The 26,667-nt window shown below is 46.2% G+C and carries 20 protein-coding genes and 1 tRNA gene; 15 read left to right on the top strand and 6 right to left on the bottom strand.

Translation table 11 applies throughout. The features are described from left to right. Window positions 1-1,110, bottom strand: a 1,110-nt coding sequence (locus tag QUA23_RS21900; protein ID WP_333078115.1) for a pre-peptidase C-terminal domain-containing protein, incomplete at its 3' end; no start/stop codon positions are given. A 603-nt stretch (window positions 1,111-1,713) separates the two neighbouring features. Here QUA23_RS21900 and QUA23_RS21895 point away from each other — a divergent pair. The 5 genes from QUA23_RS21895 to QUA23_RS21875 all read left to right on the top strand — a co-directional run bounded on the left by QUA23_RS21895 (window position 1,714) and on the right by QUA23_RS21875 (window position 13,827). Next, window positions 1,714-2,844, top strand: a complete 1,131-nt coding sequence (locus tag QUA23_RS21895) for a serine/threonine-protein kinase (RefSeq protein ID WP_333078114.1) — start codon at window positions 1,714-1,716, stop codon at window positions 2,842-2,844. Between the two features lie 533 nt (window positions 2,845-3,377). Beyond that, on the top strand, window positions 3,378-6,884 hold the full coding sequence (locus tag QUA23_RS21890; RefSeq protein ID WP_333078113.1) for a PAS domain S-box protein: 3,507 nt from the start codon (window positions 3,378-3,380) through the stop codon (window positions 6,882-6,884). 190 nt (window positions 6,885-7,074) lie between these two features. Further along, on the top strand, window positions 7,075-8,346 hold the full coding sequence (locus QUA23_RS21885; RefSeq protein ID WP_333078112.1) for an FAD-dependent hydroxylase: 1,272 nt from the start codon (window positions 7,075-7,077) through the stop codon (window positions 8,344-8,346). Window positions 8,347-8,695: 349 nt separating this feature from the next. Then, a complete protein-coding gene (locus QUA23_RS21880; RefSeq protein ID WP_333110509.1) occupies window positions 8,696-12,388 on the top strand; it encodes a CHAT domain-containing tetratricopeptide repeat protein in 3,693 nt (1,230 codons plus the stop codon). Beyond that, window positions 12,385-13,827 carry a hypothetical protein gene (locus QUA23_RS21875; RefSeq protein WP_333078110.1) on the top strand — a complete coding sequence of 481 codons (1,443 nt, stop codon included), beginning with the start codon at window positions 12,385-12,387 and terminating at the stop codon, window positions 13,825-13,827. The genes QUA23_RS21880 and QUA23_RS21875 overlap by 4 nt, the downstream gene beginning before the upstream one ends. Before the next feature lie 68 nt (window positions 13,828-13,895). On the opposite strand, the gene QUA23_RS21870 is transcribed toward QUA23_RS21875, so the two are convergent. Then, window positions 13,896-14,108, bottom strand: a complete 213-nt coding sequence (locus QUA23_RS21870; protein ID WP_332973393.1) for a helix-turn-helix domain-containing protein — start codon at window positions 14,106-14,108, stop codon at window positions 13,896-13,898. Between the two features lie 190 nt (window positions 14,109-14,298). Continuing rightward, window positions 14,299-14,382 (bottom strand) — tRNA-Leu (locus tag QUA23_RS21865). A 228-nt stretch (window positions 14,383-14,610) separates the two neighbouring features. Here QUA23_RS21865 and accC point away from each other — a divergent pair. After that, window positions 14,611-15,966, top strand: coding sequence for an acetyl-CoA carboxylase biotin carboxylase subunit (gene accC, locus QUA23_RS21860; protein WP_333078109.1), 1,356 nt, complete (start codon window positions 14,611-14,613; stop codon window positions 15,964-15,966). 81 nt (window positions 15,967-16,047) lie between these two features. Here accC and QUA23_RS21855 read toward each other — a convergent pair whose 3' ends face one another. Further along, the gene (locus QUA23_RS21855; protein ID WP_006634856.1) at window positions 16,048-16,332 is read right to left on the bottom strand and encodes a YggT family protein; all 285 of its coding nucleotides are present in this window, start codon (window positions 16,330-16,332) and stop codon (window positions 16,048-16,050) included. 124 nt (window positions 16,333-16,456) lie between these two features. Here QUA23_RS21855 and psbX point away from each other — a divergent pair, with 124 nt between their 5' ends. The 5 genes from psbX (at window position 16,457) to QUA23_RS21830 (ending at window position 21,444) form a co-directional block, all read left to right on the top strand. Then, entirely contained in the window at window positions 16,457-16,576 is a 120-nt protein-coding gene (gene psbX, locus QUA23_RS21850) for a photosystem II reaction center X protein (protein ID WP_172191671.1), read from the top strand. A 280-nt stretch (window positions 16,577-16,856) separates the two neighbouring features. Next, window positions 16,857-17,669, top strand: a complete 813-nt coding sequence (locus QUA23_RS21845) for a Ycf66 family protein (protein ID WP_333041931.1) — start codon at window positions 16,857-16,859, stop codon at window positions 17,667-17,669. Between the two features lie 267 nt (window positions 17,670-17,936). After that, window positions 17,937-19,061: a redoxin domain-containing protein gene (locus QUA23_RS21840; protein ID WP_333078108.1), complete on the top strand. Its 1,125-nt coding sequence runs from the start codon at window positions 17,937-17,939 to the stop codon at window positions 19,059-19,061. Between the two features lie 109 nt (window positions 19,062-19,170). Continuing rightward, window positions 19,171-20,619, top strand: coding sequence for a trypsin-like peptidase domain-containing protein (locus tag QUA23_RS21835; RefSeq protein WP_333078107.1), 1,449 nt, complete (start codon window positions 19,171-19,173; stop codon window positions 20,617-20,619). A 204-nt stretch (window positions 20,620-20,823) separates the two neighbouring features. After that, complete coding sequence (locus tag QUA23_RS21830) at window positions 20,824-21,444, top strand: pre-peptidase C-terminal domain-containing protein (protein WP_333067318.1); 621 nt, start codon at window positions 20,824-20,826, stop codon at window positions 21,442-21,444. A gap of 238 nt (window positions 21,445-21,682) precedes the next feature. On the opposite strand, the gene QUA23_RS21825 is transcribed toward QUA23_RS21830, so the two are convergent. Both QUA23_RS21825 and QUA23_RS21820 read right to left on the bottom strand, forming a co-directional pair. Next, complete coding sequence (locus tag QUA23_RS21825; RefSeq protein WP_333078106.1) at window positions 21,683-21,871, bottom strand: chlorophyll a/b-binding protein; 189 nt, start codon at window positions 21,869-21,871, stop codon at window positions 21,683-21,685. Window positions 21,872-21,965: 94 nt separating this feature from the next. Further along, window positions 21,966-22,982, bottom strand: coding sequence for a succinate dehydrogenase/fumarate reductase iron-sulfur subunit (locus QUA23_RS21820; RefSeq protein WP_333078105.1), 1,017 nt, complete (start codon window positions 22,980-22,982; stop codon window positions 21,966-21,968). 238 nt (window positions 22,983-23,220) lie between these two features. On the opposite strand from QUA23_RS21820, the gene QUA23_RS21815 reads away from it, so the two are divergent. The 4 genes from QUA23_RS21815 to QUA23_RS21800 all read left to right on the top strand — a co-directional run bounded on the left by QUA23_RS21815 (window position 23,221) and on the right by QUA23_RS21800 (window position 26,051). Further along, the gene (locus QUA23_RS21815; protein ID WP_333110507.1) at window positions 23,221-23,463 is read left to right on the top strand and encodes a hypothetical protein; all 243 of its coding nucleotides are present in this window, start codon (window positions 23,221-23,223) and stop codon (window positions 23,461-23,463) included. A 448-nt stretch (window positions 23,464-23,911) separates the two neighbouring features. Continuing rightward, the gene (locus tag QUA23_RS21810) at window positions 23,912-24,535 is read left to right on the top strand and encodes an excalibur calcium-binding domain-containing protein (RefSeq protein ID WP_333078103.1); all 624 of its coding nucleotides are present in this window, start codon (window positions 23,912-23,914) and stop codon (window positions 24,533-24,535) included. A 122-nt stretch (window positions 24,536-24,657) separates the two neighbouring features. Then, on the top strand, window positions 24,658-25,389 hold the full coding sequence (gene radC / locus QUA23_RS21805) for a RadC family protein (RefSeq protein WP_333044167.1): 732 nt from the start codon (window positions 24,658-24,660) through the stop codon (window positions 25,387-25,389). A gap of 317 nt (window positions 25,390-25,706) precedes the next feature. After that, complete coding sequence (locus tag QUA23_RS21800; protein ID WP_333078101.1) at window positions 25,707-26,051, top strand: DUF1815 family protein; 345 nt, start codon at window positions 25,707-25,709, stop codon at window positions 26,049-26,051. Window positions 26,052-26,667 lie beyond the last annotated feature (616 nt).

The raw sequence follows: 26,667 nt of genomic DNA, 5'->3' as shown, positions 1-26,667 counted from the left end.
TCTAGGGAGTAGGGTTTCATTGTTCTCTTTCTTACCACCTCTAATATTGTACCTAATCGTTAAGCAAAGTGCTGTATCATCAATAAATCCGTTGCGATCGTCATCGATGCCATTTTCCGCAATTTCATCAGCGTTATCCCAAATATTACTATCCAAGTCGCTATGGTTGTAGTCAACACCAGTATCGATTACAGCTACAACAATCCCATTTCCTGTAATGTTCTGCTCCCAAACATCGGGCGCATTTATAGTGTCTACCCCCCAATTATTATCGCTCAAATTAGGAACATCAGGGAATAGATTTGAGCGGTTCAGGGTGCGGGTAACTGCTGCATTTGCATTCACTAAACCGTAGCCGTAATTGCGATTAAAAACACCGTTAGGTGTAGGAATATCGGGCAAGACAGGAACAGGTGTTGCAGAAAGAGTCAGGTTGTAATTGGTAAAGTCGCCTAGGAAGCTATAGACTTGGACATAGTATGTCCCTGGAGCCAAATTGGATAAATTAATCGCATCGGGGGCGGTGCCACTCTCAAGAGAGTAGCCAATACTTTCGCCAGAATCAACTACACCGTTGCGGTTTCTATCTTGAATTAGGTCTACATCAGCATCCGCCGTCAAACCGTCGAGACGCAGGCTAAAATTGCTATTAGTGTTGATATCGAATCGGTAGAAATCGTTGATATCCCCTGGCCCCACAAACTCCGTTAAGCTGATGTTACCGTTCTGAACGCCAACAACATTACGAGCTGTAAAAAGAGAGTTATCTGAATCAGAGAAATTAAACTGAGAGGCAGATATCGTTCCCGTTAGGGGATCTGTGTTTGGGCTCGCTGACTGTGACTGCGGTTTGAGTTGAGCATCGCTCACAGAGTAACTAAAGCCAGCGCTGGCACCCGCTACAATAAAATCCGTAGTTTGTGTCTGTTGGTCTGTGCTGAATGTTGGGAGCTTAGGAAAGCTAGATGCAGCACTATAACTAGAAACATTGAATGGATCGATCGCTCGGTTGAGCAAGTCGTTGTTAACCGGAAATGCTGATGTGGCGAGATCCTTTGGCTGTTGAATGAAAAAAGGGCGATCGGTAGGATTCGTGTAGATACCTAACATAAGTTAAAAAAATTGTCATTTTTCCGAAATGTGACGTTGTTTGTAGTAATGGCTTCAGTCCTTAATCTACATTGAAGAAGACTCTGCGCCCTCACTACAAACCTATGAAAAATGATGAAAATTCCAGAACTGATATCCTGCGGCTTGGAAGTTGAGCCGGCGTTATATCTTCCACCAAGCCTCAGATAGCGTTGGAATTCATGGCGTTGGATTGGCGATCGACCCAGTAACGCTTTCTGATGTATTGTCACCCCTTAAGCCGGGCGATTATAACGGTTATGCTTTTAAAAGCATCATAGATTTACTTCACTTAAAACCTTAATTCGGATAATACTCCAAACTCCTTATAATGTCAATTCATAAAATTCAGAACTTCAAGTCATAAAAGTCATATTTGTAAAATTATATTTCAATAAGTAGACAAGCTATTAAAGTAAAGTTAAATCATGTATAAGCTAAATACAGCAGTTTTCAGTTGCCCGATCGCAACGCAATGGGTACTGGGTAATTGGTGAATGGAAAGCTGTAGCTGATTCCTGGCAAGTTGCTATTTTATAAAAAAAGATGTGCAGAGCTTGTACAAGTAACTTAACACATGAAACTATGACAGTAGAAGAAGCAATATTGTTTTTGGACAATTTGGTATACGAACAAACAGAAAAACGCCTAAGTCGGTTGCAACAGTCGATAATTCGAGGCGTTGTAGGGGGTTTGACCTATCAAGAAATTCAGCAAAACGATCAGATCGCCCGCGGGTACACAGTGGGCTACCTGGGGCGGTATGTCGGCTACAACTTGTGGAAAGACCTCACCAAGGTACTGAAGCAAGCAGAAATTATTGGACAAGAAGAAAGAGTCGTCGGAGCAAATCTTTGGGACTGCATCATGAGATCTGTACAAAAAGGTACACAACCAGCTAATTCTGTCGATCCCATGTTGCAAAAGCTGCTGCGGATGCGTTACCGAATTAGAGAACATTTGGTGAATACGGAGTACAGCGATACCTATCTGGCTGAAGATGAAAATTTGCCCGATCGACCTTTGTGCCTCGTCAAGCGGCTGAAAAGCCAGTCTGAGAAAACCTGCCACCTATTCGATCGAGAAACGCGGGTTTTATATCGATTGGGCCAACACGATCGGATACCAGAATTGTTAGCTCGCTTTGAAGAAGATGGATATTTTTATTTAGTCTCTCAATTCATCGAAGGGCAACCTTTGTATCAAGAACTAATCGAAGGTCAACCCTGGGAAGAACATCAGGTTATCGCTTTGTTGAAAGATATCTTAGAAGTGCTTGTTTTTGTTCACAAACAAAATGTAATTCACCGCGACGTTCACCCTCAAAACTTAATCAGGCGGACATCAGATGGCAAGATTGTATTAATTGACTTTGGGGCAGTTAAAGAAATCAACACCTCGCAAAACAGCATCGGTCAAACAAAATCGCGCGGCGGTACTCAGCAAGACTACATTCCCCCCGAACAAGCCATCGGCTCGCCGAAATTTTGCAGCGACATCTATGCTGTCGGGATCATCGGGATTCAAGCCTTGACAGGGATGCGCCCGAAACAACTCAGAGTTGATAATTTAGGCAATCTCATCTGGCAGAAAAATGCAATTGTCACTCCGGAGTTGGCTCGCGTTTTAGACCAGATGGTTCTGTACGCTTTCCCCCAGCGTTACCCGTCAGCAACCGAAGCTTTGGAAGCACTTCAAAAGTTGGGAGTCTGTTGACTGTTGACTGTTAACAGTTGACAGTTACCAAATCCGACTTTAATATCCCCTCTTTAGTCCCTCTCTGCTGGGACTTTGTTTTTGTAGTAGCGGTTTCAACCGCCGAGTCTTATATGTTCTGCAGATCGCATTTCCCACAGCCACAACAGCCGATTTGCAATGTGAGTGATCTTGTTGCAGAGTGATTCATCCGCTACCATTATTCCTCGATGTACTGAGTAAAAACACTCTGTCTTGCCGATGAATCGGCGGTCAATTCCCAAGATCCAAGGGACAGGGAACAAGGAACAAGGAATTTTTTTAAAAATTTTCCACCAATAAAAAATATTGAATTCTGTTGTATGCCTTCTACATAAGAGCCTTCAACCTTCATTTGACTATATCTCTAAAGTTATATAATATAATTCATATTTTATGCTTAGGCAGCTTTGAGAAAATCTCAAGCAGCTTTGTATAGCGGGCAACAATCTCACTAGAGTGTTTATTGTTACCTTAGATACGTAGAAATCCAAATAATTTGAGGGAGCGAGAAATTGGAAGTTTTTGAACGAGCACAACAACTGCAAACGCCCTCAACCCGAATGGCTGCTGTGCAGTCTTTTTCCAAAAAAGCGAGTATTGCAGTAATGGCGATCGGCTGTACAGTCCTTTTGGGTTGGATATTCGATCTGCAAATGTTAAAAAGCATTCTGCCCGGACTCGTTACCATGAAAGCCAATACTGCTGTCTGCTTTATTTTGGGTGGCTTTTCTCTATTCATCCAACAGATCCGGCGCGCTAAATTAAGAGCAAGAAAGTCTCACAAGAAATACAAACACTTAATTTTTGTACCTTCATTTTTAATTATATTAATTAGCCTATTAACCCTGGTTCAATATAGCTTTAATTTAGACTTAGGCATCGACCAACTGCTATTTAAAGAAAGTTACACCTTGACAATCACCGGAACACCCGGACGCATGGCACCGAATACTGCGGGTGCTTTTTTATTGCTGGGAACAGCCCTACTGCTGCTGTTAGAACGTCGACCTAAATATCTGCGGATTCAAATCTTAAGCTGTTCTGCATTTTTAATTGCATATATGGGTTTGATAGGCTATTTCTACGACAAAGCTTTATTTTACCAAATTGGCAATAGTACAGGAATGGCTTTGCACACTTCCGCAGGATTTATGTTGCTGAGCTTCGGCATTTTATTTGCCAGTCCAGAGCGAGGATTGATAGCAGTAATGACGAGCGATCGCGCGGGCGGTATCATGGTGCGGCGCTTATTACCACGGGCAATCATTATCCCGCCTTTAGTCGGTTATTTCATCATATCCGGAGAGCGGTTACAAGCCTACACACCGGAGGTAGGGATATCGCTGTTAAGCGTATTGAACGTGATTATTTTTACAGTTCTGATTTGGCAGAATGCAAAAACTCTGTGCACCGCCGACCGGAAGCGCTATCGAGCGGAACTGGGACTGAGGAAAGCTAAATCAAACTTAGAAAATCAAGTTGAGAAACGGACTATCCAACTGCAAATCACTAACGAGCAATTGCAGCAGCAAATTTTCGATTCTCAAACAACAAAGCAAGCGCTTCAAAAAAACTATAACCTGTTGATGGCAGTCATCAACAGTACGCCGACAGCCCTATTCGTCAAAGATGTGCAGGGCCGTTACCTAATGCTTAATGCTGCGGGAGCCAGTATAATTGGCAAGTCTGTAGACGACATTGTAGGCAGAGATGACAGGGAGTTATTTCCGCCGGAAATTGCGGCCAACATTAGGAAAACCGATCTCCCAATTATGACAGCGGGAGAAACGCAATCAATCGAAGAAGAACTGCCAGTTAAAGGCAATTTGCGGACATTTATTTCTACAAAAAGCGCTTACCGGGACGGGCTAGGAAATATCAGCGGTATAGTTAGCATCGCGCGGGATATTACTGAGAGCAAACAAGCCGAAATCGCCAAAAGCAATCTGGCAGCTATTCTGGAAGCAACGCCGGATTTTGTAGGTATCTGCGACCTCGAAGGACGCCCCATTTACATCAACAAAGCAGGTAGAAAAATGGTGGGTATAGACGAAAACGAAGATATATCCAACCGACAAGTTGCAGAATTCACGGCAGCGTCAGCCCGCAGCACTTTGAATCAAGGGATCGCCACCGCAGTTTCCGAGGGCTTTTGGAGTGGAGAAACAGCCTTTGTGTCAGCATCGGGACTCGAAATTCCCGTCAGCCAAGTTATCATCTCCCACTCCGCACCGGGCGGCAAACTCGCATACATTTCGACGATCGCCCGCGACATCAGCGATCGCTTCCAAGCTGAACAAGCGCTGCAACTGTCTCAAGCTCGTTTCGCCGGAATTGTAGAAATTGCCGACGACGCGATTATTTCCGTCGATGCCGACCAAAAAATTATCCTGTTCAACCAAGGGGCAGAAAGGATTTTTGGGTGGACTGCTGCTGAGGCGATCGGGCAATGCCTGAGTCTGCTGTTGCCCGAAGCTTTTGCCACCCCTCACAGCCACCTCGTCAGTAATTTCGGCGGCGGCGTTAAACAAGCCCGAAACATGGGCAACCGCAAAGAAATTTTCGCCCGCCGCCGAGACGGTACGCAATTTCCTGCCGAAGCTTCTATTTCCAAACTCGATGTGGCAGGCGAAATCATATTCACAGCTATTTTGCGCGACGTGACAGCCAGCCGAGAAGCCGAAGAATCGGTGCGTCTGAGTGAGGAAAGATATCGATCGCTGGCAATGGCCACCGCACAGATGGTTTGGATGACAGACGCTAACGGAATCTTCGACAGGCCTCAGCCTGATTGGATAGCTTATACGGACATCAGCTTTGAAGAGAAGGACAACTGGATACAAGCAGTACACCCAGAAGACCGCGATCGCACAATACAAGCTTGGATGCGGGCAATAGAAACAAAAAGTCTCTACGAAGTCGAGCACCGCTTGCGAGCCGCCGACGGCAGCTACAGACACTTCTGGGTGCGGGGCGTCCCTCTTTTGGCAGCAGACGGCAGCATTCGCGAATGGGTGGGAACTCACACCGACATTAGCGATCGAGTCCAAGTTTTGGAAGCACTCAAGCAGTCGGAGGGACAGTATCGATCGCAAGCAGCCGAACTCGAAAAAGCTGTCCACGAGTTGCACCAAGCACAAACTCAACTAATTCAAACCGAAAAAATCTCTTCTCTCGGGCAGCTAGTCGCCGGCGTAGCCCACGAAATTAACAATCCCATTAACTTCATTTACGGCAACATCACCCACGCCAGCCAATACGCCACAGACTTGCTCGGTTTGCTCCATCTTTACCAGGAAAAATACCCAAATCCCGTCCCAGAAATTGTAGAAGCAGCCGAAGATATTGAAGTTGATTACTTAATGGAAGACTTTACGAAGATTTTGGAATCAATGAAGGTAGGAGCCGATCGCATCCGCGACTTAGTTGTATCCTTACGCAACTTTTCCAGACTTGACGAATCGCAGATGAAGCGAGTAGACATTCATGAAGGAATCGAAAGCACTTTGCTAATTTTGCAGCACCGGATCAAAGCTAATGTACTTCGTCCCGCTATTGAGATTATCAAAGAATACGGCGATTTTCCAAAAGTCGAGTGCTATGTAGGTCAGCTCAATCAAGTATTTATGAATCTTTTAGGAAATGCGATCGACGCTCTCGAAGACTACAACAGCACTCATTATTCACAAGAAATATATTCTCGCCACAACCGAATTCAGATTAGCACCAGTGCGAATTCAGACACAGTAACAATTCGCATTGCAGATAACGGGATGGGAATCAATCAAGAAGTTATTGGCAAGTTGTTCGACCCATTTTTTACTACTAAACCCGTCGGCAAAGGCACGGGCTTGGGACTCTCAATCAGCTATCAGATTATAGTTGAAAAGCACCGAGGCAAATTGCAGTGTATTTCTGCCCCTGGCGAAGGTGCAGAGTTTGTCATAGAAATTCCCATTTCGCAGAAAGTATCAGGGCTCGCTGCAGAAAACACAAAGGAAATGGTCAGCAGTCATTAGACAGTTGACAGTTGGCAGTTGGCAGTTGATAGTGGGCATTTGATCGTTGATGGTTGTCATTAATCATAAATTTCTCAACGTCTCCCCATCTCCCCATCTCCCGTCTCCGTCGCTCGATCGCCCTAAATCGAAATAATTCTTTACAATAACAAAGTAACAATCCAATTAACTTTGACAAAATCCCTTGAAAATGCCTGTAAACCAACTTTCTCCAACCACAGCCCCGAAGCAAACACCGACACTCGACTTTGACATAGCCATCGTCGGAGGGGGCATAGTCGGGGCGACCTTAGCCAGCGCCTTAAAAGATTCCGGCTTAAAAATAGCAATAATTGAAACCCAACTCCCCGCAGCCGCCGCAGCCAAAAAACAAGCCTATGCAATCACCCTGCTATCAGGAATGATCTTAGAAGGTATCGGCGTGTGGCAGCAAATCTTGCCGCAAATCACCACCTTCGAGCAAATTAGCCTCTGCGATGGCGACTATCCCGGTGTCGTCGAATTCCACCGCCCGGATTTGGGAAATACTGGCAAATTGCCCGTACCAAAAGCAGCTTTAGGTTACGTTGGCGAGCACCGAGTCATGCTGTCAGCTTTGCAAGAATCTTTGGCAAAAAACCCGAATTTTAGTTGGGTTTGTCCGGCGGAAGTAGTCGAGGTAAAATATTTAACCGATTGCGCCGAAATAGAAGTCAAACAAAACGGCGAAACTCGGACAATTCGCACCAAATTATTAGTCGCCGCCGACGGTTCGCGATCGCGCATCCGCACCGAAGCCAACATCAGCACCCGCGGCTGGAAATACTGGCAATCCTGCGTTGCTATCACTATTAAAGCAGAAAAACCGCACAATGATATCGCTTTTGAGCGCTTTTGGCCGAGCGGCCCGATGGGAGTCTTACCATTACCTGGGAACCGCTGTCAAGTAGTTTGGACAGCACCCCACGCGGAAGCAAAAGCTTTGCAACAAATGGATGAAAAAGAGTTTTTGACTTTGTTGGAACAGCGCACGGGCGGGCTTTTAGGGCGTTTGGAATTGGAGAGCGATCGCTTTTTGTTTCCCGTGCAGTTAATGCAGAGCGATCGCTACGTTTTGCCCAGATTAGCACTAATTGGCGACGCGGCCCACTGCTGCCATCCCGTCGGCGGCCAGGGATTAAATATGGGCATTCGAGACGCAGGGGCGATCGCCCAAATCTTGCAGCAAGCGCACCAAAAAGGCGAAGACATCGGCGATTTGCGAGTATTGAAACGGTATCACAACTGGCGGAAAAAAGAGAATTTAATCGTGTTAGGATTTACCGATTTTCTAGACAGATTATTTTCCAATACTTGGCTGCCAATTGTAGCATTTCGCCGCTTTGGATTGTGGTGTTTGCGGACAATTCCGCCAGTGAGGTTTTTAGCCTTGCGGCTGATGACAGGCTTGATGGGGCGGCCGCCGGAATTAGCGCAAAATTAGAAGAAACCCGGTTTTTTCCTATGTTGCTTGTACTCTAGTGGTGTTGCCACAACCGCCAGGGGTTTCAACCCCTGGCTAATAGCGAAAGTCGGTTGAAACCGACTGAAAATCCGAGATAAAAATGAAAAACTCTTTAGTCCTCTGAAGAGGACTTTTGCTATGAGACAGGGGTTTCAACCCCTGGCGGACTATCGGGCTAACCAAGGTTTCTGGCTACTCGCACGATCGAAGAAACCGGGTTTTTTCCCACCTCTTCGCCTGTAACCAAATATTCTCGAAAAAACCCGGTTTCTGGCCACTCATCGAATCATGGTAAAATAAACATCGGTGTTACTGACAACTCCCCACAATGGACGAAACCCGCGCCCAAGCTTATCTGCAATTGATTGAGACACTTCTGAATGGCCCCAACGGTGAGAAACAGCAGATTTTACAGGCTAATTTAGAATTGGTAGATTCGGGGTTTCTGGAAGTTTGCGAGGTAGTAGCAGAAAACCTGGCAGATGAAGGACAGGAAAATCCCGCTAATTTTTTACGGAATTTGGCTAGTCAGCTTGGGCAATTCTTGGGGATGAATGATGAGGGAGATAGCGATAACTCTGAAGGTGAAAATTCCCAAGAGTATGCAAAGTTTATCCTAGACTTATTGCAAGCAGAAAAAGATAGCCAGAGCGATATTAAAGTAATTTACCCCATGCTGGCCGGGCGGCAACATCTCCTCAATGACCGTTTTGCCAAGATTTTACAGGAAGTGGTCCAGAAGTTAATTGCAGAACATCCCGAAGCAATTGAATTTATTCTAGACCGCATTGGAAGCTTGAGTATTCATATTAATGACTTTCCGCTGGGGAAGAAAGCGAATAATATTGAAATTGCCATTACTGGTTATCAAATAGTTTTAAATAATCGGGAACCCGGAAGCGAAAATTGGACCCAGACGCAAAATAATCTGGCAATTGCCTACACTTACAGAATCAGGGGAGAGAAAGCTCAGAATATAGAAAGTGCGATCGCATCTTATACTGCAGCATTAACCGTCTTTACCCGCGATGCCTTTCCCGAAAAATGGGCTAGCACGCAAAATAATCTGGCAATTGCCTACACTTACAGAATCAGGGGAAAGAAAGCTCAGAATATCGAAAGTGCGATCGCATCTTACACTGCAGCATTAACCGTCCTCACCCGCGATGCCTTTCCCGAAAAATGGGCCCAGACGCAAAATAATCTGGCAATTGCCTACACTTACAGAATCAGGGGAGAGAAAGCTCAGAATATCGAAAGTGCGATCGCATCTTACACTGCAGCATTAACCGTCTACACCCGCGATGCCTTTCCCCAAGATTGGGCGGCGACGCAAAATAATCTGGCAATTGCCTACAGTTACAGAATCAGGGGAGAGAAAGCAGAGAATATCGAACTGGCGATCGCATCTTGCACTGCTGCATTAACCATCTACACCCGCGATGCCTTTCCCGAAAATTGGGCAAGGACGCAAAATAATCTGGCAGCAGCCTACAGTGACAGAATCAGGGGAGAGAAAGCAGAGAATATCGAACTGGCGATCGCATCATACACTGCTGCATTAACCGTTTACACCCGCGATGCCTTTCCCGAAAATTGGGCTAGCACGCAAAATAATCTGGCAAATGCCTACTGTGACAGAATTAGGGGAGAGAAAGCTCAGAATATCGAAGTTGCGATCGAATATTTCACGGCTGCATTAACCATCCGCACCCGCGATGCCTTTCCCGAATATTGGGCGGCGACGCAAAATAATCTGGCAATTGCCTACATTTACAGAATCAGGGGAGAGAAAGCTCAGAATATCGAAGTTGCGATCGAACTTTATCGCAATGCTTTAACTATTAGAACTCGCGAGGCTTTCCCACAACGACATACAGAGACTTTATCTAATTTAGGTAATCTTTACCGAACTAACCAGCAATGGCAACTCGCTTATGATACCTATGCCCAAGCGATTGAAACAGTAGAATTTTTACGGAATGAGATTCAATCTGGGGATGAAACCAAACAGAAATTAGCCGAAGAATGGAATCAACTCTATCTGGGCATGGTAGAAGTTTGCATCAAACTGCAACGCTACACCGAAGCTGTGGAATTTGCCGAACGTTCCAAGGGGCAAAACTTAATCGAGTTGCTGTCAGTGAAAGATTTGTATCCCAAAGGAGAAATTCTCCCCCAAGTGCGCCAAGAGTTGCAACAGTTAAGACTGAGAATTGCCCAAGAAAATCAACGGTTAAAACAAGCTGAAGAAAAAAATTATGACTTCATCAACCAACTGCGCCAAGATTTAGCTGCAAAATATCCCTATACACCTCTCAAATTTGGTGAAATTCAGAAGTTAGCCGATGAAAAAACAGCCATTGTAGAATGGTACATTTTGGGCGATAGTTTTTGTGCTTTCCTCATCGCGAACGATCCCCCCCAGCCCCCCTTATTAATGGTGGAGGAAGAGGGATCGGAATCCCCCTTGAAAATGGGAGAGAATCAATTAGAAGTTACACAGTTATCTCACAGCGAACCCGAGCGAAATTCAGAACCCCCCTTATTGGCGGCAGGGGGAATCGAATTTTGGCAATCATCACCGCAAGATTTAGAAAAACTAATTGATTGGGTAAATGAATATTTAGGAAGTTATGGAAATTATAGAAACAAGTTATCTAATGAATGGAAAGATGGTCTACAGGAAAAACTAGCAAATCTAGCCCAAATTCTTCACATTGATGAAATACTCAATTCGATTCCCGAAACCTGCGATAAACTAATCCTGATTCCCCACCGCTACTTGCACCTCTTCCCTCTCCACGCCCTCCCGGTGAGTAGGGAAAGTTGGCAGCGCTTTCACCCCAACAACCAAAATTGCCCCCGGAATCCCTGTCTCGTTGACTGCTTCGAGAATGGAGTTTCCTACGCCCCCAGTTGTCAACTATTGCACCAAGTCCAAAAATACAAACGGGGTAAATTCGATCAATTCTTCGCCATTCAGAACCCCACAAATGACTTAACGGCTGCGGAAATGGAAGTACAAAGCATCAAAAATATTTTCCCCAGCCCAGAAATTTTTGCTAAGCAAAATGCCAAAAAAGGCAAACAATCAGAGTCAAAATTAGAAATAGCCGAAAAAGTCGCCGACAGCCATCATCTGTTCTTTTCCTGTCACGGTTTCTTCGATCCCAACGCACCGCTAAAATCTGGTTTACAGCTAGCCGACGGTACTCTCACCCTAGAAGAAATCATCCGCTATTTCAACCTCAGTCAATGCAGCCTAGTAACCCTTTCCGCCTGCGAAACCGGACAAGTCCAACTCGACAACACCGACGAATACATCAGCCTTACCAGCGGTTTCCTACTAGCTGGTAGTCCCAGTTTATACGTCAGCCTGTGGTCAGTAAAGCCCATTTCCACAGCGATTTTACTGATCAAAACCTACGAAAACCTCTACCACCAACCCGGTAAATTCGCCCTAGCATTAAGCCAAGCCCAAATCTGGATGCGAGACACCGACATCCAAGGCTTCCTCGACTGGACAAACCAATGTCACCTCCTAGACACTGAGTGGCGAGGAATCTTACAATACTGCTTGGAAGAGGACAAAGCAACTCAAGGACTCTGTGCTAAAATCTATCAAAACCCCTTTCATTGGGCCGGCTTCTGTGCGGCTGGCAAAGCAGAGCAAAACATGACTAATAGCAGCAACAAAATAGAAATTTTCCAGCAATTAATTCAATCAGATTTCTTTTTTAACTTGAGATATGCCCTAGCTTCTCTCAAAGCTGAATTAACAGACAATGATGACAACAATGTCGAACTAATTGAAAAGTGGCTGCAAGATAAGCCAGCAATGAAGCTTCAATACAGGGCTAAGGTGATGAAATTTGAGGAAGTTAAATTACCCAATAAAGGTCAATCACCCACTAAGCCGGGACAGCCAAGTCAAATTTTGAAAGAAACCCTAGAAAATCTGGCGATAGCTGCGGAAAAACCTCCTGAAGCCAATCAAGATACGCCGTCTTCTCCATGAAAAATTTTAGTATCAGTGTTTGTTATTTCCATCTCAATCAAACTTTAGCTGAACCTCCCGATCGAGTTTCACCTACAGCCAATTTTATTTGGGAAAATCTGATTAAAATAAGTGAAAAACTGCCTTTCACTGAACTAAAAGATTTAAAATCTAAATTAGTTTGCTACAAATTTGATGAAGAATCCCAGGCTGTCAAACATCAGACAAAAGCCTTAAATTTAATCAATCAATGGCTAACCAAAGAACAACAGCCGATCGCACTTACTGCGATTCACAAAAATCAATTAGCGATTAGCGGGAATCTGCAACCCTTTCTATGGCATGATACCTACGCTTTCGATCTAACTTTATCTCCCGCCGATAATGAGCGAGATATCGCAGCAGCAGAAATCGATTTATTTGAACCTAGCAGCCTTTTCTTAGAATGTTCGGAAAACACTCTCGGTGAAACCATCTGGCTTTACGGACAAACAGAAATACCTGATACAGAATGTCAAGGCGTAGCTGATGAATTAGTGATAAATCTGTTAAAAAACACTAACTTTACATTTAGATTAGTCGCTAACGGTAACTTGCTCAAAGTTCCCCTATTTGAATATGAAATTAGCCAACCCAATCAACCCAAAAAACTCTATCGGATTTTAGTTTGGATAGACAATCAAGGGATATCTCCAGATGTAAAGCCTGTTTATGACTATTTATTTTGCTCACTCTTGACTCGCCACAAAATTGAATATTTTTACCAACAAGCGCAAGAAAGTTACAGTAAAGCCAGAAAAGCATATAGTGACATAGAAGCAAAGATTAAAGAATTCAAGCAAGATAAGCCCTTAGAAGAACTGCAAAAACTTCTCGAATCAATGCCAGAACTATCTATGCAGTATCAACGGCAACTGCGAAATCTGCAAGGGCATTATACCACAATCAAAACCAATCAGCTCAACTATCAAACTTACTTACAAAAATTCTGGCAACCGGGCGATATTCCCAGTTGGCGAGAGTTTGGCAAAATTACCTGCAAGCGCTATCTCGACCAAATAGAAACCTACCTCAGTTATATCCAGCCGGGTAAAGACTTGATCGGCGAATTTATCAATACATTGCGGGGTTTGGTGGAAATAGAACAAGCCAAGTCCGATCGCGAATTACAAAACACGATTCAAGCAGTTGGTACCGGTATCGGTGTAGGAGTTGGCGTCGCCGGAATCTTAGCAGCCTGCTACCCCTTAATCGAAAAACCTTGGGATTTCCCTTCTCCCCAACATCCTCTGCTACCGCCGCATCCCTTCATTATTGCCGTTGTACTTAGTTGTTTATGCGGTGGAGGCTTGGGATGGTTCGCTTGGTTTAGGACTAAACGCCTCCTCAAGGCTAAATCATCAGATCAGCAGACAATTTCACCTAGTCCCCAAAACCAACTTCCCTCTGGGGATGTGTAATCGCCCTCTGCTTTCTTTGTTAATTACATTTTCGCAGTCATATTCTCGCGACTTACTGATAAATCTGTTTACTCTTTGACAACATCCATTAACTCTTCAATCAAAACATCGAGGGTGCGAGCTATCTTTTGAATAGATGTGATATCAACCGTTGCTAGTCCTTCCGAACGAGCATAGTGCCTGACTGTGCTGTACGGAACCTCCGATCGATCGGCAACATCCTTTAGCGTCCATCCTTTTTCGTCAGCCAACTCTCGGATTCGGAACCTAACTAACCCCATTCTACTTGACAAACGATAAGTATCTATCTTTTTAATTCAAACACAATTGTCGATCGACAGTTAAAGAATGGTTAGTTCGATCGAGTTTTCGACAATCCGATCTAAAACTCGATCGACTTTGTAGAAAAACCACTCAATATAAAACAACTGCCGACAGCAAAAACTGTCAACAGTTGTTTTACATATTCAATGCGGATGGCGAGACTCGAACTCGCAAGGACATAATGCCACACGCACCTCAAGCGTGCGCGTATACCAATTCCGCCACATCCGCTCTTTCTGGCAATCTCCGGGATTTTTGCGTTACGAGTTAATGATTCACAGGTTGAGGTTCCTGACATTTAACTTGTGACTTGCCCTTTTGCACCGCCGATTTACAATCATAGCACCACTACCAGCCAAATGTAAAATAAATTTTTGTGAACAATTTCTGCAAAACGATTATCCAGAACATACCGAAAGGCATTATTGTACAGAATATTGAGTGAATTAAGCAGCGAAGATGGGGTTCTCGAAAATTTTAATCGCTAATCGGGGAGAAATAGCTCTCCGCATACTGCGCACCTGCGAGGAAATGGGGATTGCCACGGTCGCCGTTCACTCCACCGTAGATAAACACGCCTTGCACGTCCAGTTGGCAGACGAAGCCGTTTGCATCGGCCCCCCCACCAGCAGCAAAAGCTATTTAAACATCCCCAACATCATCGCGGCCGCCCTGACGCGCAACGCCGCAGCCATTCACCCCGGTTACGGCTTCCTCGCGGAAAACGCCCGATTTGCCGAAATCTGCGCCGACCATCAAATTACCTTCATCGGCCCTTCTCCTGCCGCGATGCGGGCGATGGGCGACAAATCCACCGCCAAAGAAACCATGCAGCGGGTGAAAGTCCCCACAGTTCCTGGTAGCGAGGGATTGCTGGCCGACGATCGCGAAGCTTTGTCGATCGCCCGCGACATCGGCTATCCTGTGATGATCAAAGCCACCGCCGGCGGTGGAGGCCGCGGGATGAGGCTAGTTAGAGAACCCTCGGAACTCCCCAAACTATTCTCAGCCGCCCAAGGCGAAGCCGATGCAGCCTTCGGCAACCCCGGACTTTACCTCGAAAAATTCATCGAAAAACCCCGGCACATCGAAATCCAAATCCTCGCCGACAACTACGGTAACGTCATCCACCTCGGCGAGAGAGATTGTTCGATTCAGCGCCGACACCAGAAACTCCTCGAAGAAGCCCCCAGCCCAGCCCTCACCCAGAAACTGCGAGATCAAATGGGTCACGCCGCCGTCGCCGCCGCCAAATCCATCAACTACACGGGTGCCGGCACAGTCGAATTTTTGCTTGACAAATCGGGCAAGTTCTACTTCATGGAAATGAACACTCGCATCCAAGTAGAACATCCTGTCACCGAGATGATTACAGGTCTCGACTTGATAGCCGAACAAATCCGCATCGCCCAAGGAGAAAAGCTGCAAATCAAGCAAAACCAAGTAATTCTCAACGGCCACGCCATAGAGTGCCGCATCAATGCTGAAGATCCCGATCGCAATTTCCGACCCCACCCCGGCATAATCAGCGGTTATTTGCCTCCCGGTGGCCCCGGCGTGCGGATGGACTCTCACGTTTACACCGATTACGAAATACCCGCTTACTACGATTCTTTAATCGGTAAAGTAATTGTATGGGGGCGCGATCGACCGACAGCCATCCGCAGGATGAAACGGGCATTGCGGGAATGCGCCATCACCGGCGTTCCTACCACCCTCAGCTTCCACCAAAAAATTCTCGATTCCCCGGAGTTTCTCAACGGCGAAGTTTACACGAATTTCGTCGAACAGTTTTTGAACCAAAACAGTCATTAGTCAGTAGCCAGTTGGCAGTTAGCAGTGGGTGGGAACTAATCCATGCCCGATGCCCGATGCCCGATGCCCGCCAACTGACTATTACATCATCATCGTCAGCAGCCCTTGCTGACCGAGAATCATTTCTCGCAGCAAGCTACAGATACCCACCCAAATAATCGGCGTAATGTCCACCCCGCCGATCGGCGGTACAATCTTTCGAGTTACGGCTAAAAAAGGTTCCGTCGGCCAAGCAATCAGACTCAACGGCAATTTGCTCAGATTCACCTCGGGATACCAAGTCAGGACGATCCGAAAAATAAACAGCAAGGTCATCACGACTAGGACAGATCCCAGAATCCAACTTGCAACGGTAATACCAGTCATGGGTCTTATCTCGAAATTTTAAGTTTTGTTAAGTCAGCCGTTCATAATTTTAACCGTTTCACAGGTGCGATCGAAAGTATAAAATTAATAAAAATCAAATTGTTGTAACAAAGGCTTTGAATCTATGACTCCTTCTCTCGCGAACTTTTTGTACAGCCTGCTGGTCGGCGTGGCGGTAGTAGTGATTCCAGCAACGGTCGCCCTGATCTTCATCAGCCAAAAAGACAAAATCAAGCGCACCTAAAAAGTCCGCAGGTCTTTAAGTCCGGCGTGAAACTCAATTTTCGCCTGCACGTCGGGCATTTCCCCGATCCGAGAAACCTCGGCTGCCAGCAACTGTCAAGGCAAAACCTTCGGTTGACTGCCAAGCTGAGGTTTTTTCCCGTTAAACTCATTATTATACTCACTTCCCAAGCTGAAACCCTGACCGGACGCTGCCCCAGAAAGCACAGTCGGGCTGACAGACTTAATGATAGATGTAAAATCTAACTCGCTAACATAGGAAAGACATAGGAGATAGGCTAATGGTCAATTTAGGATTGAACTGGAGCAGCCTGTTAGGGATCATCCTAGCAGTAGCAGGGGCAGGACTGTATTTTCTGCGATCGTGGCGTCCCAAACTAGCCCGAGACCACGATATTTTTTTTGCAGCAGTCGGCCTGCTGTGCGGCGGTATTCTGTTATTTCAAGGATGGCGGCTTGACCCTATTCTGGCATTCGGTCAATTTCTGCTCACCGGTTCGGCCATATTTTTTGCAGCAGAAAGCATTAAACTGCGAGGAGCGACCACAGCCCAAGCCAAAACTCGCGCCCAATACATAGATGAAGACCGACCGGTCAGCAACGCCTACGGTTACGACGGCTACGATGCCGATATGGAACAGCTAGAACCAGAGGAAGACTATCCGCAGCGTCCCCGGATTAGAGGCAGCCAAGACTACCGTTCCTCTCGGGAAGCCTACGACGACGAACCCCGCCGCCGCCCCTCGAATCGCAACGGCAGCGTTAACACCTCCAGGCCTGAGTCGCCGGATCGATCGTCGTCTCGCAAACGTCCCTCTCGCCCCGAAGCCCCGCCTGCCCAAGAGTCTGACAACTGGGACGTTTCAGACAACCCCGAAGAAAGACCGACCCGCAGCCGCAGCAGTCGCCCCCCGGCTTCGGAAAACCGCAGTTCCGATACCCCACCGAGAACCAAAAAACCCCGTCCTACGGAATCATCCAGGTCTCGCCCCAGCAACCGCGACGTGGAAGCACCCCCGTCAGACTACGTGGAGTATCGACCTGTAGAATACCCGGAAGACCAACCGGATAATTCCCCCAGTTTCGACAAATAGGCAAACACTAAGTAGATGGGTGAAACTAAACATTTCTAGTGCCCGCAGGCAAAAAAATAAGTTGCGTTTATTGATGCCCATCTACTTATTCTCAGATACTAAAGTGATTAAAAAAAACTGTAAATTGCGAGTGTAAAACCCCAGACCAACCCAGATATACACAAATAAAAGCTAATTTTTTTAAAATTACTTTGACCTACCGAACCTGTGGAACTAATCGAAAGCATAATAATCTTAATATAAAATCCCAATTCTTAAATCAGCAAGATGCCATTACTCGAAATAGGAGATCCGGCTCCCTGGTTTTCCATTCCTTCTACAAATAACCCCTTATTTCATTTCTCAACGGTTGCCGGCCGGCGAAGCGTGCTGTTTTTCTTGGCCAGCGCAGCTTTTGAACAAATCCAAGTTATCCTCAAAAGCTTTCAAGAGCTTTCAGAAGAATTCCAAATCTTGCAAGTACCGAGGTTCGGAGTGAGCGTTGACCCAGCAGACAAAGAACAAAACAGACCGACAACAATTGCTCCGTCACTCATATTTTTCTGGGACTTAGACAAAAAAGTCAGTCAGCAGTACGGTGTTTTCCGAGATGTCGAAGAGAATGGAGTTGCCGGAGTTCACTATGCACCACAAACTTTTATTCTCAACGAAAACCTTCAGGTAATTAATATTTTGCCGATGGGCGAACCGCACCAACACGCCCAGCAAGTATTAGATTTTCTCAAAACTTTGCCCCCTATTGAGGAAGCGCGATCGGCCACTCGCCACGCCCCGGTGTTGGTAATTCCTAATGTTTTGGACAAAGCCTCTTGCCGTACTTTGATTGATATGTACAAAGCTAATGGTGGCAGTCCGTCGGGTTTTATGAGGCAAATAGACGGGAAAACAGTTGGCTTGCACGACGACACTTTTAAGAAGCGCCGAGATTTCTTTATTCAAGATGAGGATTTCCAGCGACAATTGAATGCGATTATTCTACGGCGGGTGCGGCCGGAAGTAGAGAAAGCTTTTCAGTTTACAATCACTAGGTTTGAACGGTATTTGATAGGTTGTTACGATGCTGACAGCGGCGGTTATTTTCGGCCGCACCGCGACAACACTAGCAAAGCTACGCTGCACCGCAGGTTTGCGATGACGCTAAACTTGAATGTGGGAGAGTACACGGGGGGATTTTTAAGGTTTCCAGAGTACGCGCCGCACGGTTATAAAGGCGATTCTGGCACGGCGATTATTTTTTCGTGTTCTTTGCTGCATGAAGCGACCCCAGTGATTAGCGGCCAGCGTTTTGCTTTGCTGTCTTTTTTCTACGGCAATGAGGACGCTGCGGTGCGACAAGCTAATTTTAAGTATTTAGCCCCTGATTCAGATTCCCGAATTGGAGAACCGGCGTGAGAAATGTCACTACCGTGGTGCAAGTCCTAAAATAATTAGAGAAGGTAGTTAGAGGTTAGCCACAAAACCTAATTCCTAGCTACCGATCGCTAAATAATAATCGATAGCCATGAATTTCAAACTTCTAAGTTTAGCAGTATCGGGAATTTTAACGGTTGGGGTAACAGCCAGCACTGCTGCGGTTGTTACGACATCCCCTGTGCGGCAATCAACAGATTTAACGGAATTTAACTCGGTGCATTCCCAAGGTGCGATCGCCCAAAATGTCGAAGAACAAACCAATATTCGAGTCTACGAAAAGGCTAGCCCGGCGGTTGTTACGGTCGATACAGATAAATCTAACGGCAGTGGCACAATTATCAGCCCCGACGGCATGGTGTTAACGAACGCCCACGTTGTTGCCGCAGGCGGTACGGTCAATATCATTTTGTCAGACGGCAGAAAACTTGTGGCCGATGTCGTCGGATTTGGTGAAGAAGGTCTAGACTTAGCCGTGGTTAAGATTCGCGGTCAAAATAATTTGCCCACCATTCCTTTAGCCCGTCCCGGTTCGGTGAAAGTCGGGCAACAAGCATTTGCGATCGGCAATCCCTTCGGTCAATTTCAAGGTACTTTTACAGTCGGAATCGTCAGCCGCATCGACCAGCAGCGAGGCTTAATTCAAACCGACGCCGCCATCAATCCCGGCAATTCAGGAGGCCCACTGCTAAACAGTTCAGGAGAATTAATCGGCGTCAATACTTCTATTTTTACTCGCGGTCGGGGCGGAGGTAATATCGGTATCGGTTTTGCAATTTCAGCAGACAAAGTACCCGCTTTCCTGACAGCGGTACGAGAAGGGCGAGCTCCCCGCGTGGCTCAAACCCGATCGCCCTTTGGCAACAAATCGCCTCAAAAAGTTGCGTTAAACGGGCCCGCCCTCAGCGGCAAACTCACCAACCAGTCTAGCGTGCTGCCCGCAGACAACAGCTTTTTTGACCTCTACTCCTTTGAGGGAAAAGCGGGCCAGCAAATCACAATAGAAATGAAAAGTCAAGAAATTGACCCTTATTTAATTTTGCTCGGGCCCAACCAGCGCGAAATCGCGCAAGACGATGACGGGGCAGGCAGTAAAGACGCCAGAATTACAGTCAGGCTGCCTGCAGACGGGACTTACACGTTAGTGGCAAATTCCTACGAAGCTAGGCAGTCAGGGGCTTATACGTTAGAACTAAAAGCGAGTGCTCCTACCGCGCCTTCTCGGGCGATTTTGCAAGAAGAAGGCGCTTTAGTCGCAGGCGGCCCGGTATTGCCGTCTGACAACAGTCTGTATCGCGAGTATACTTTTGAAGGTCGATCGGGTCAGTCTGTAACCATTTCCCTCGAAAGCACAGATTTTGATCCCTATGTGGCTATCTTTGGCCCTAATAGCCGATTAGTGGCAGAAAATGACGATTCGAGCGATTCGACTAAAAATGCGTTTCTAAGCGTTACTTTGCCCGCTACGGGTCGCTACCGCGTAATTGTCAATGCTTACGATGCTTCGGGCCGGGGTCGTTACACTCTAACTGTCCGGTGAAAATGGGTAATTGGTAATTGGTAATCGGGAATAGGTAATTGGGAATTGGTAATTGGGAATTGGTCGAATAATTTTTCTTCCTACTTCCTTCCATCCATTAAATCCCGTACATTGCTCGTTGCCGAACTTCCTTCTTCCATCCGTTAAATCCGTTACACTCATCCGTTGCCGAACTTCCTTCTTCGTTGCAAATCGAGGTAATTCATGCGTCAAGTTAGATTTTGGGCGATCGCGCCAATTGCTCTGGTAGCTACTTTTTCTGGTAAGCCGACTCTCTCCCTGCCAGTTTCAAATTCAGGTGGAGTTGCTAACAGTATTTCCACCCTCATTTCAGGAGAAATTCCTCAAAATTTACCTAACGCCAAGCCGGCTGACAAGGCTGTTTTAGCGCAAGCAAGCCCCAGCCCGTCGCCATCACCACAGAGTTCGCCAACTCAGAGCCCAACTGTAGAACCTCCGCCGAGTCCTGATGCGGGTTCATCTAAGGTTATTTTAGAGCAAAACGGAGAACTGAGCCCTGCTAAGTCTTCTGTACTGCCTTCGGACAGCAGTTTGTACGACGAGTATACCTTTGAAGGCACTCAGGGTCAGAAAGTGGTTGTTACCGTAGAAAGTACCGAGTTTGATACTTATCTCGCTATTTTCAACTCCCAGGGCGAGCTACTTGCAGAAAATGATGATGCCACGCAGCAAAATTCCAATTCAGAGCTTACTGTTACCTTGTCTGCGAACGGTCGCTACCGGGTTATTGTCAATGCTTACGATCCGCCTCCAAAAGGTAGAGGCAAGTACAGTTTGACCGTCCGCGAAACAACTGGAAATTAGTTTAAACGAAACTTCGGAGTCAGGACACGGCAATGCCGTGTCCCTATAATTCTAGGACGATCGCACTACAAGTAAGTGCGATCGACTTTGGTACATTCATGTGTTATCTGAAACAATAAAAACCATAATTTTGCCTTTTTAATTTGATAAACTGTATTTTAAATAACTCTTAAAAGCAGAATGGAAGCTGAAAGAGCGATAAATTTTCAACTTCCATTCTTGATTGATTTAGATTAATTTAACGCAGCCCCAGCCAGGTAAAAAAATCCTGGCGGGTGAAGAATTCTAGCAGCAAAAGCCCCACGAATCCCACCATCGCAAATCTGCCGTTGATTTGTTCTGCATAGGCATTCCACCCAAAGGCTGGTTCTGGTTTTGAGGTATTTGGGGTTGTCGGTTTTGGGGAGGGAGGAGTTTTAGCAGTCATTTAAAAGTTTTGAGTTTTGAGTTTTGAGTAATTACTTTTGGGAAGCTTTGCGCTCGCACAACTTGTAATTTACCAGGAAAATGATAGCCCATGCCTAATCTGCTGACTTTTCTAAACTTTGAACCGATTCGATCAGATTCCGCACCGTTTCGGTACCTTCAGAAGGCTCAAAAAACAGCGGGAACTTGCCGCGAGCGATCATTCTCAAACCCAACGGGCCCAGACTCAGCAAACCTTTAACGTCGCGGAAGTAATTTCCTACTACTTCGATGCCAAATTTGCGCTCATCTATCCAGCCGCCTTCTTTGACGAGATCGATTAAGACTTTGCGGTGACGAATCGATCGACTGGCTTGGTCGTCTTTGCGATCGAGAATCTCTTGTTTAATCTTACCAATTTGATCCATCGGCGCAACTTCCATCGGGCAAACCGAGTTGCAGTAGTAACAGCGGGTGCATCCCCAGACGCCTGCGGTGCCTTCGTTGTATTTTTGGAGCCGATTTTCGGTTTCGCTGTCGCGGGAGTCGGCGATCGTGCGGTAAGCTTTGGCGAGGGCGTGGGGGCCGACAAATTCCGGGTTGACTTCGCGGGCGTTGCACTCAGAATAGCACGCACCGCAGAGGATGCAGTTGCCGGTTTGGTCGAGTTTCGATCGCTCTTCTGGAGTTTGCAGAAATTCGCGTTCTGGAATTGCTCGCGAGGCGGTGCTGACATAGGGTTCAACTGCTTCTAGGTTGTCCCAAAAACTGGTCATATCAACAACCAAATCTTTAATAACCGGCATATTTCCCATTGGGGCGACGGTGATTTGTGGGATAAAATCGGTAGGTATTTCTGCTGAGCTGGAATCGGCTATTTTTTGCAGTCTTGCGAGTTCGCTGGCTACATTTTCTTTGCAAGCTAATGCTGAGCGACCGTTAATTCGCATAGAACAACTGCCGCAAATTGTATTGCGGCAATTTTTGCGAAAAGCTAAAGTGCCGTCGTGTTCCCACTTAATACTGTTGAGGCAGTCTAGGATGGTATTGCTCTCTTCCACATCTAGGGTGTAAGTGTGAATCCGAGGAGCCTCGTTTTGATTTTGGCGCACTACATTAAAGCGGACTTTCATATTTTGAGTAAGGAATTTAATTTCTATTTTAAGCTAAATTTTTGACCTTTCTAGAAAGCTATTATTTTTTTAACAACTACCTAAAGTAAGAGATTTAAAAAAAAATATTATTGTTTGATAAACATCAATAATTCTCAAGTTATAAATCCTAAATTACCACTTTTTTAAGCGGATTTGTGAGCTATTAATTGGAGATAAAAGTAATTAATCGCTGCAATTCGCTAGTAGGAGGTGCGTGATGTCCAGCTTGTTTGTATTAACTTTCATGTTTTCCACACCGGCTTTTTGTCTGGGTCTGCTAAATCCTCAATGGGTGGGACTGGGAACTCGCAAGCGATCGGCTGCCTTGTACGGCGGCTTGATGGCAGTTTCGTTCGTTTTGCTTGGGGTTACAGCACCTAAGACGCCACAACCAGTTTCATCCGGGCTGCTGGCCTCAACTGAATCGCCAGAATTTAGGGTAAGCGCACCTTTGCGCTGAAGATAGCTGGGTATGCATTTCACTTTTTTGGCGGCATTACAAGAAATTTTATCAGGACTTACGGTCGGTTGGGGCCAGAAACGTAGTTTTTTAAGAAAAATACTTGGTTCTACTCATTTACTGCAATTAAAAACCCCGGTTTATAGGCGTCGGAGTGCGATCGCGAACTGTAGGGAAAAATCGTGGGCTTAGTAAGGAGAAATACACTCAGAAACCCGGTTGCACCAAGGTCTGGTGTCGAACGTTCTAGTTTACTTCGTAAATTATAGGGATTTGTGAGTTGACCGGCAGATAAATAAGCAAGTTAACTTCTCAGGATTGACGCACAGGGATTAAAGAACTCAGGTTGTTTAAACAGATATCCTTCGTGCTTCACCTCGGATTTTGGTAAAAGAAACTCGGTTTCGGCGTCCTAAATGACTTCTCTTTTTTAGTGCTAAAAATCGCTATGTTTAATTTTTTCGTCTTAAGCTTTCTATTGTCTATCCCTGCCTTCTTCCTGGGTATTGTTAATCCGAAATGGGTTGGCGCACCAACCCGCAAGCGATCGATAGCGATGTACGGCGGGTTGATGGCGGCTTCGTTTGTGCTTGTTGGCGTCACCGCACCCCCTCCATCTCAGGAAGTTTCAGTGGCGCTTCCGGCCCCAAGCGCTCCGCTAGTATCATCTCAAACCGCTAAGCCGTCACCGCTTTTGGCAGTGCAGACACCCAAGTTGGAGACTGTCAAAACGTCGGCACAAACACCGAAACCTGCAATTTCTGCCAAAGTACCTGCACTTGCCAAACCAGGGCCCGATCGCAAATTGCCATCTTCAGTCAAATCTGTTGAGCTAACCGCAGAGATTGTTCTTGATGCACAGCAGCCAAAGGAAGATACTAAGAAAGTTATTTATGAGTCTTCTAAACAGAAGGTTAAAAGTGCCGATTTTCCGAGTTGCGTTAACTCGGATTGCAACTGTTCTGACTTTGCGAATCAAGCCGAAGCGCAGCGAGTTTTAGAGGCATATCCGGGCGATCCATTTAAGCTCGATCGAGATCGAGACTCGATCGCTTGCGAAACGCTGCGTTAGATTTAATCTGCCAACAGCCTCGGTTAATGATGAAGGCTTTTTTGGGTGATTGTACGAATTGAAGAACGCAAATCGATCGGCTAAAATCATGTAATTGTTGAGCTTGCGGTGCGGGTGCAGCTATGACTTACAGCTTGAGAATTGTCGATTTGCCAACGAGTGAACGGCCACGGGAACGGTTGATGGCGGGTGGCCCGAAAAGTTTGGCGACTGCAGAATTGATTGCAATTCTCCTGGGTACTGGTCAGGGACCCGGCAAACTTTCCGCCGTCGGGCTCGGACAGTATATTTTAAATCAGTTGAGTTTGCATTCCCGCGATCCTGTGGCTGTGCTACGCACTATTAGCGTTCAGGAGTTGACGCAGATTCACGGGATTGGCCCTGCTAAGGCGACTTCGATTTTGGCTGCAGTGGAGTTGGGGAAGCGGGTATTTCAGTCGCGGCCGCCGGAAATGGCTGTGGTTGACTCTCCGCAAGCAGCGGCGGATGCCCTGAGTCAGGATTTGATGTGGCAGTCTCAGGAACGCTTTGCTGTGGTGCTGCTGGATGTGAAAAATCGGCTGCTGGGAACTCAGGTAATTACGATCGGCACAGCCACGGAAACTTTGGCTCACCCACGGGATATATTTCGGGAGGTGATCCGCCAAGGGGCGACGCGGGCGATTATCTCGCACAATCACCCCTCCGGGATTGTGGAGCCAAGCCCGGAGGATATTGCTTTGACGCGACAGTTGCTGGCGGGAGCGCAGTTCTTGTCGATTCCGCTGCTCGATCACTTGATTTTGGGGAATGGCGATTTTCGGAGCTTGCGGCAGACGACGACGCTTTGGGACGAGTATCCCCAGGGCGATTGAATTCTTATACTTAACTAATTTGATGACTATCATTAGTTATTTGTATCTTTGGGCTCTCCGACGGCCCAATCAGCTCTGACAGCAGGCAAATTTTCCAGATGGAGTCCCCCGCGAGAGCCTGTTTTGGCTGAATGTCGCTGCTGATACTTCGTTTCGACCACAACTCGGTTAATCTAGTATAGGTAGGCTGAAGAGGTCGCTAATCCGATTTTTTTTGAGCATACTAAACGTATACTGAACCAGCACCTAAATACCCACTTATTAAGAAATTATTAAATGGGATGTAAAATACACGGTGTGGTGATAGGAGGAGAACTGTGTTTCTGAGACTTGCAGAACAACACCGTAAATTCGTTCAAGATTTGGTAATGAACCTCCAAGCTTTAGCTATCGTGCTAGAGCATCGGGGTTATCTGGCATCCTGCTACACTTGCGGGGGTCAGATGAACAGTGCCTCATTTATGGTCAGTTTGACGGACAACCATCTGATTCGATTTTTAGTGTCAGATTACGGTATCACTTGGACTGAGATGCGGGACGACCGCGAACTCATGAAACTAGAAGGTGCAGAAGCGATTAATCAGTTACAAGAACTGGCAAATCTCGTAAAGTATCAAATCCAACCTTCGGAAGCTACTTTAACGACGGCGCAGCGAGTTTAGCGATTGCACGGTTCCGAGGAAGGCGACGCAAGAAAGTCGGTGCTTGTCTGCTACAACAGACTCCCCAGCGAGTTCGTTGAGAGGGTTCACGTCTTGCACAGCGATGGCTGCTCAACAGACAAGGGTGCTCTCAGGGTGCCTGGAGACGCTCAGTCGATCGAACTCTCATCGGGCAGACGGCATACTTTATGCAAAAAGTGTCAAACTTGGAACCTCTAGTTTTTTTTCAGCAGTTGATTCTCCCTTGAGAGCCATTAGCAAAATTTAGAAGTGCGACTGCTCGTCGGCTGCGATGTTAATTTCTCACTTTGGCATTCAAAAGTCAAGGAATTGAAATTAACTTTAAGCAGGGAGGTAGAATTTAACATCCACAGTGAGGATGAGGTTGTGAAGATTGGGTGAAGCGCAGACCGAGGGCTATGGCATACGGGCGATTCAGGAGTCAACTGCAAAGTCGGTAAGGCTTAATTCGAGCAATTAGTCTGTGCTTTGTTGAAAACATCTTCATTTGTCTAAAATTCCCTGTTTGTATAGTCGCGAATTCCATGAGACTGTTGGCGCATCAATATTTTGTTTCTTTGGTGGTTTAATAATGAACCGCCAAAACGCCAAGTAC

Origin of the sequence: Microcoleus sp. Pol1C5, assembly GCF_036701115.1 — a bacterium.
Lineage (GTDB): Bacteria > Cyanobacteriota > Cyanobacteriia > Cyanobacteriales > Microcoleaceae > Microcoleus.
This window is presented reverse-complemented; position numbering and strand designations above follow the sequence as displayed.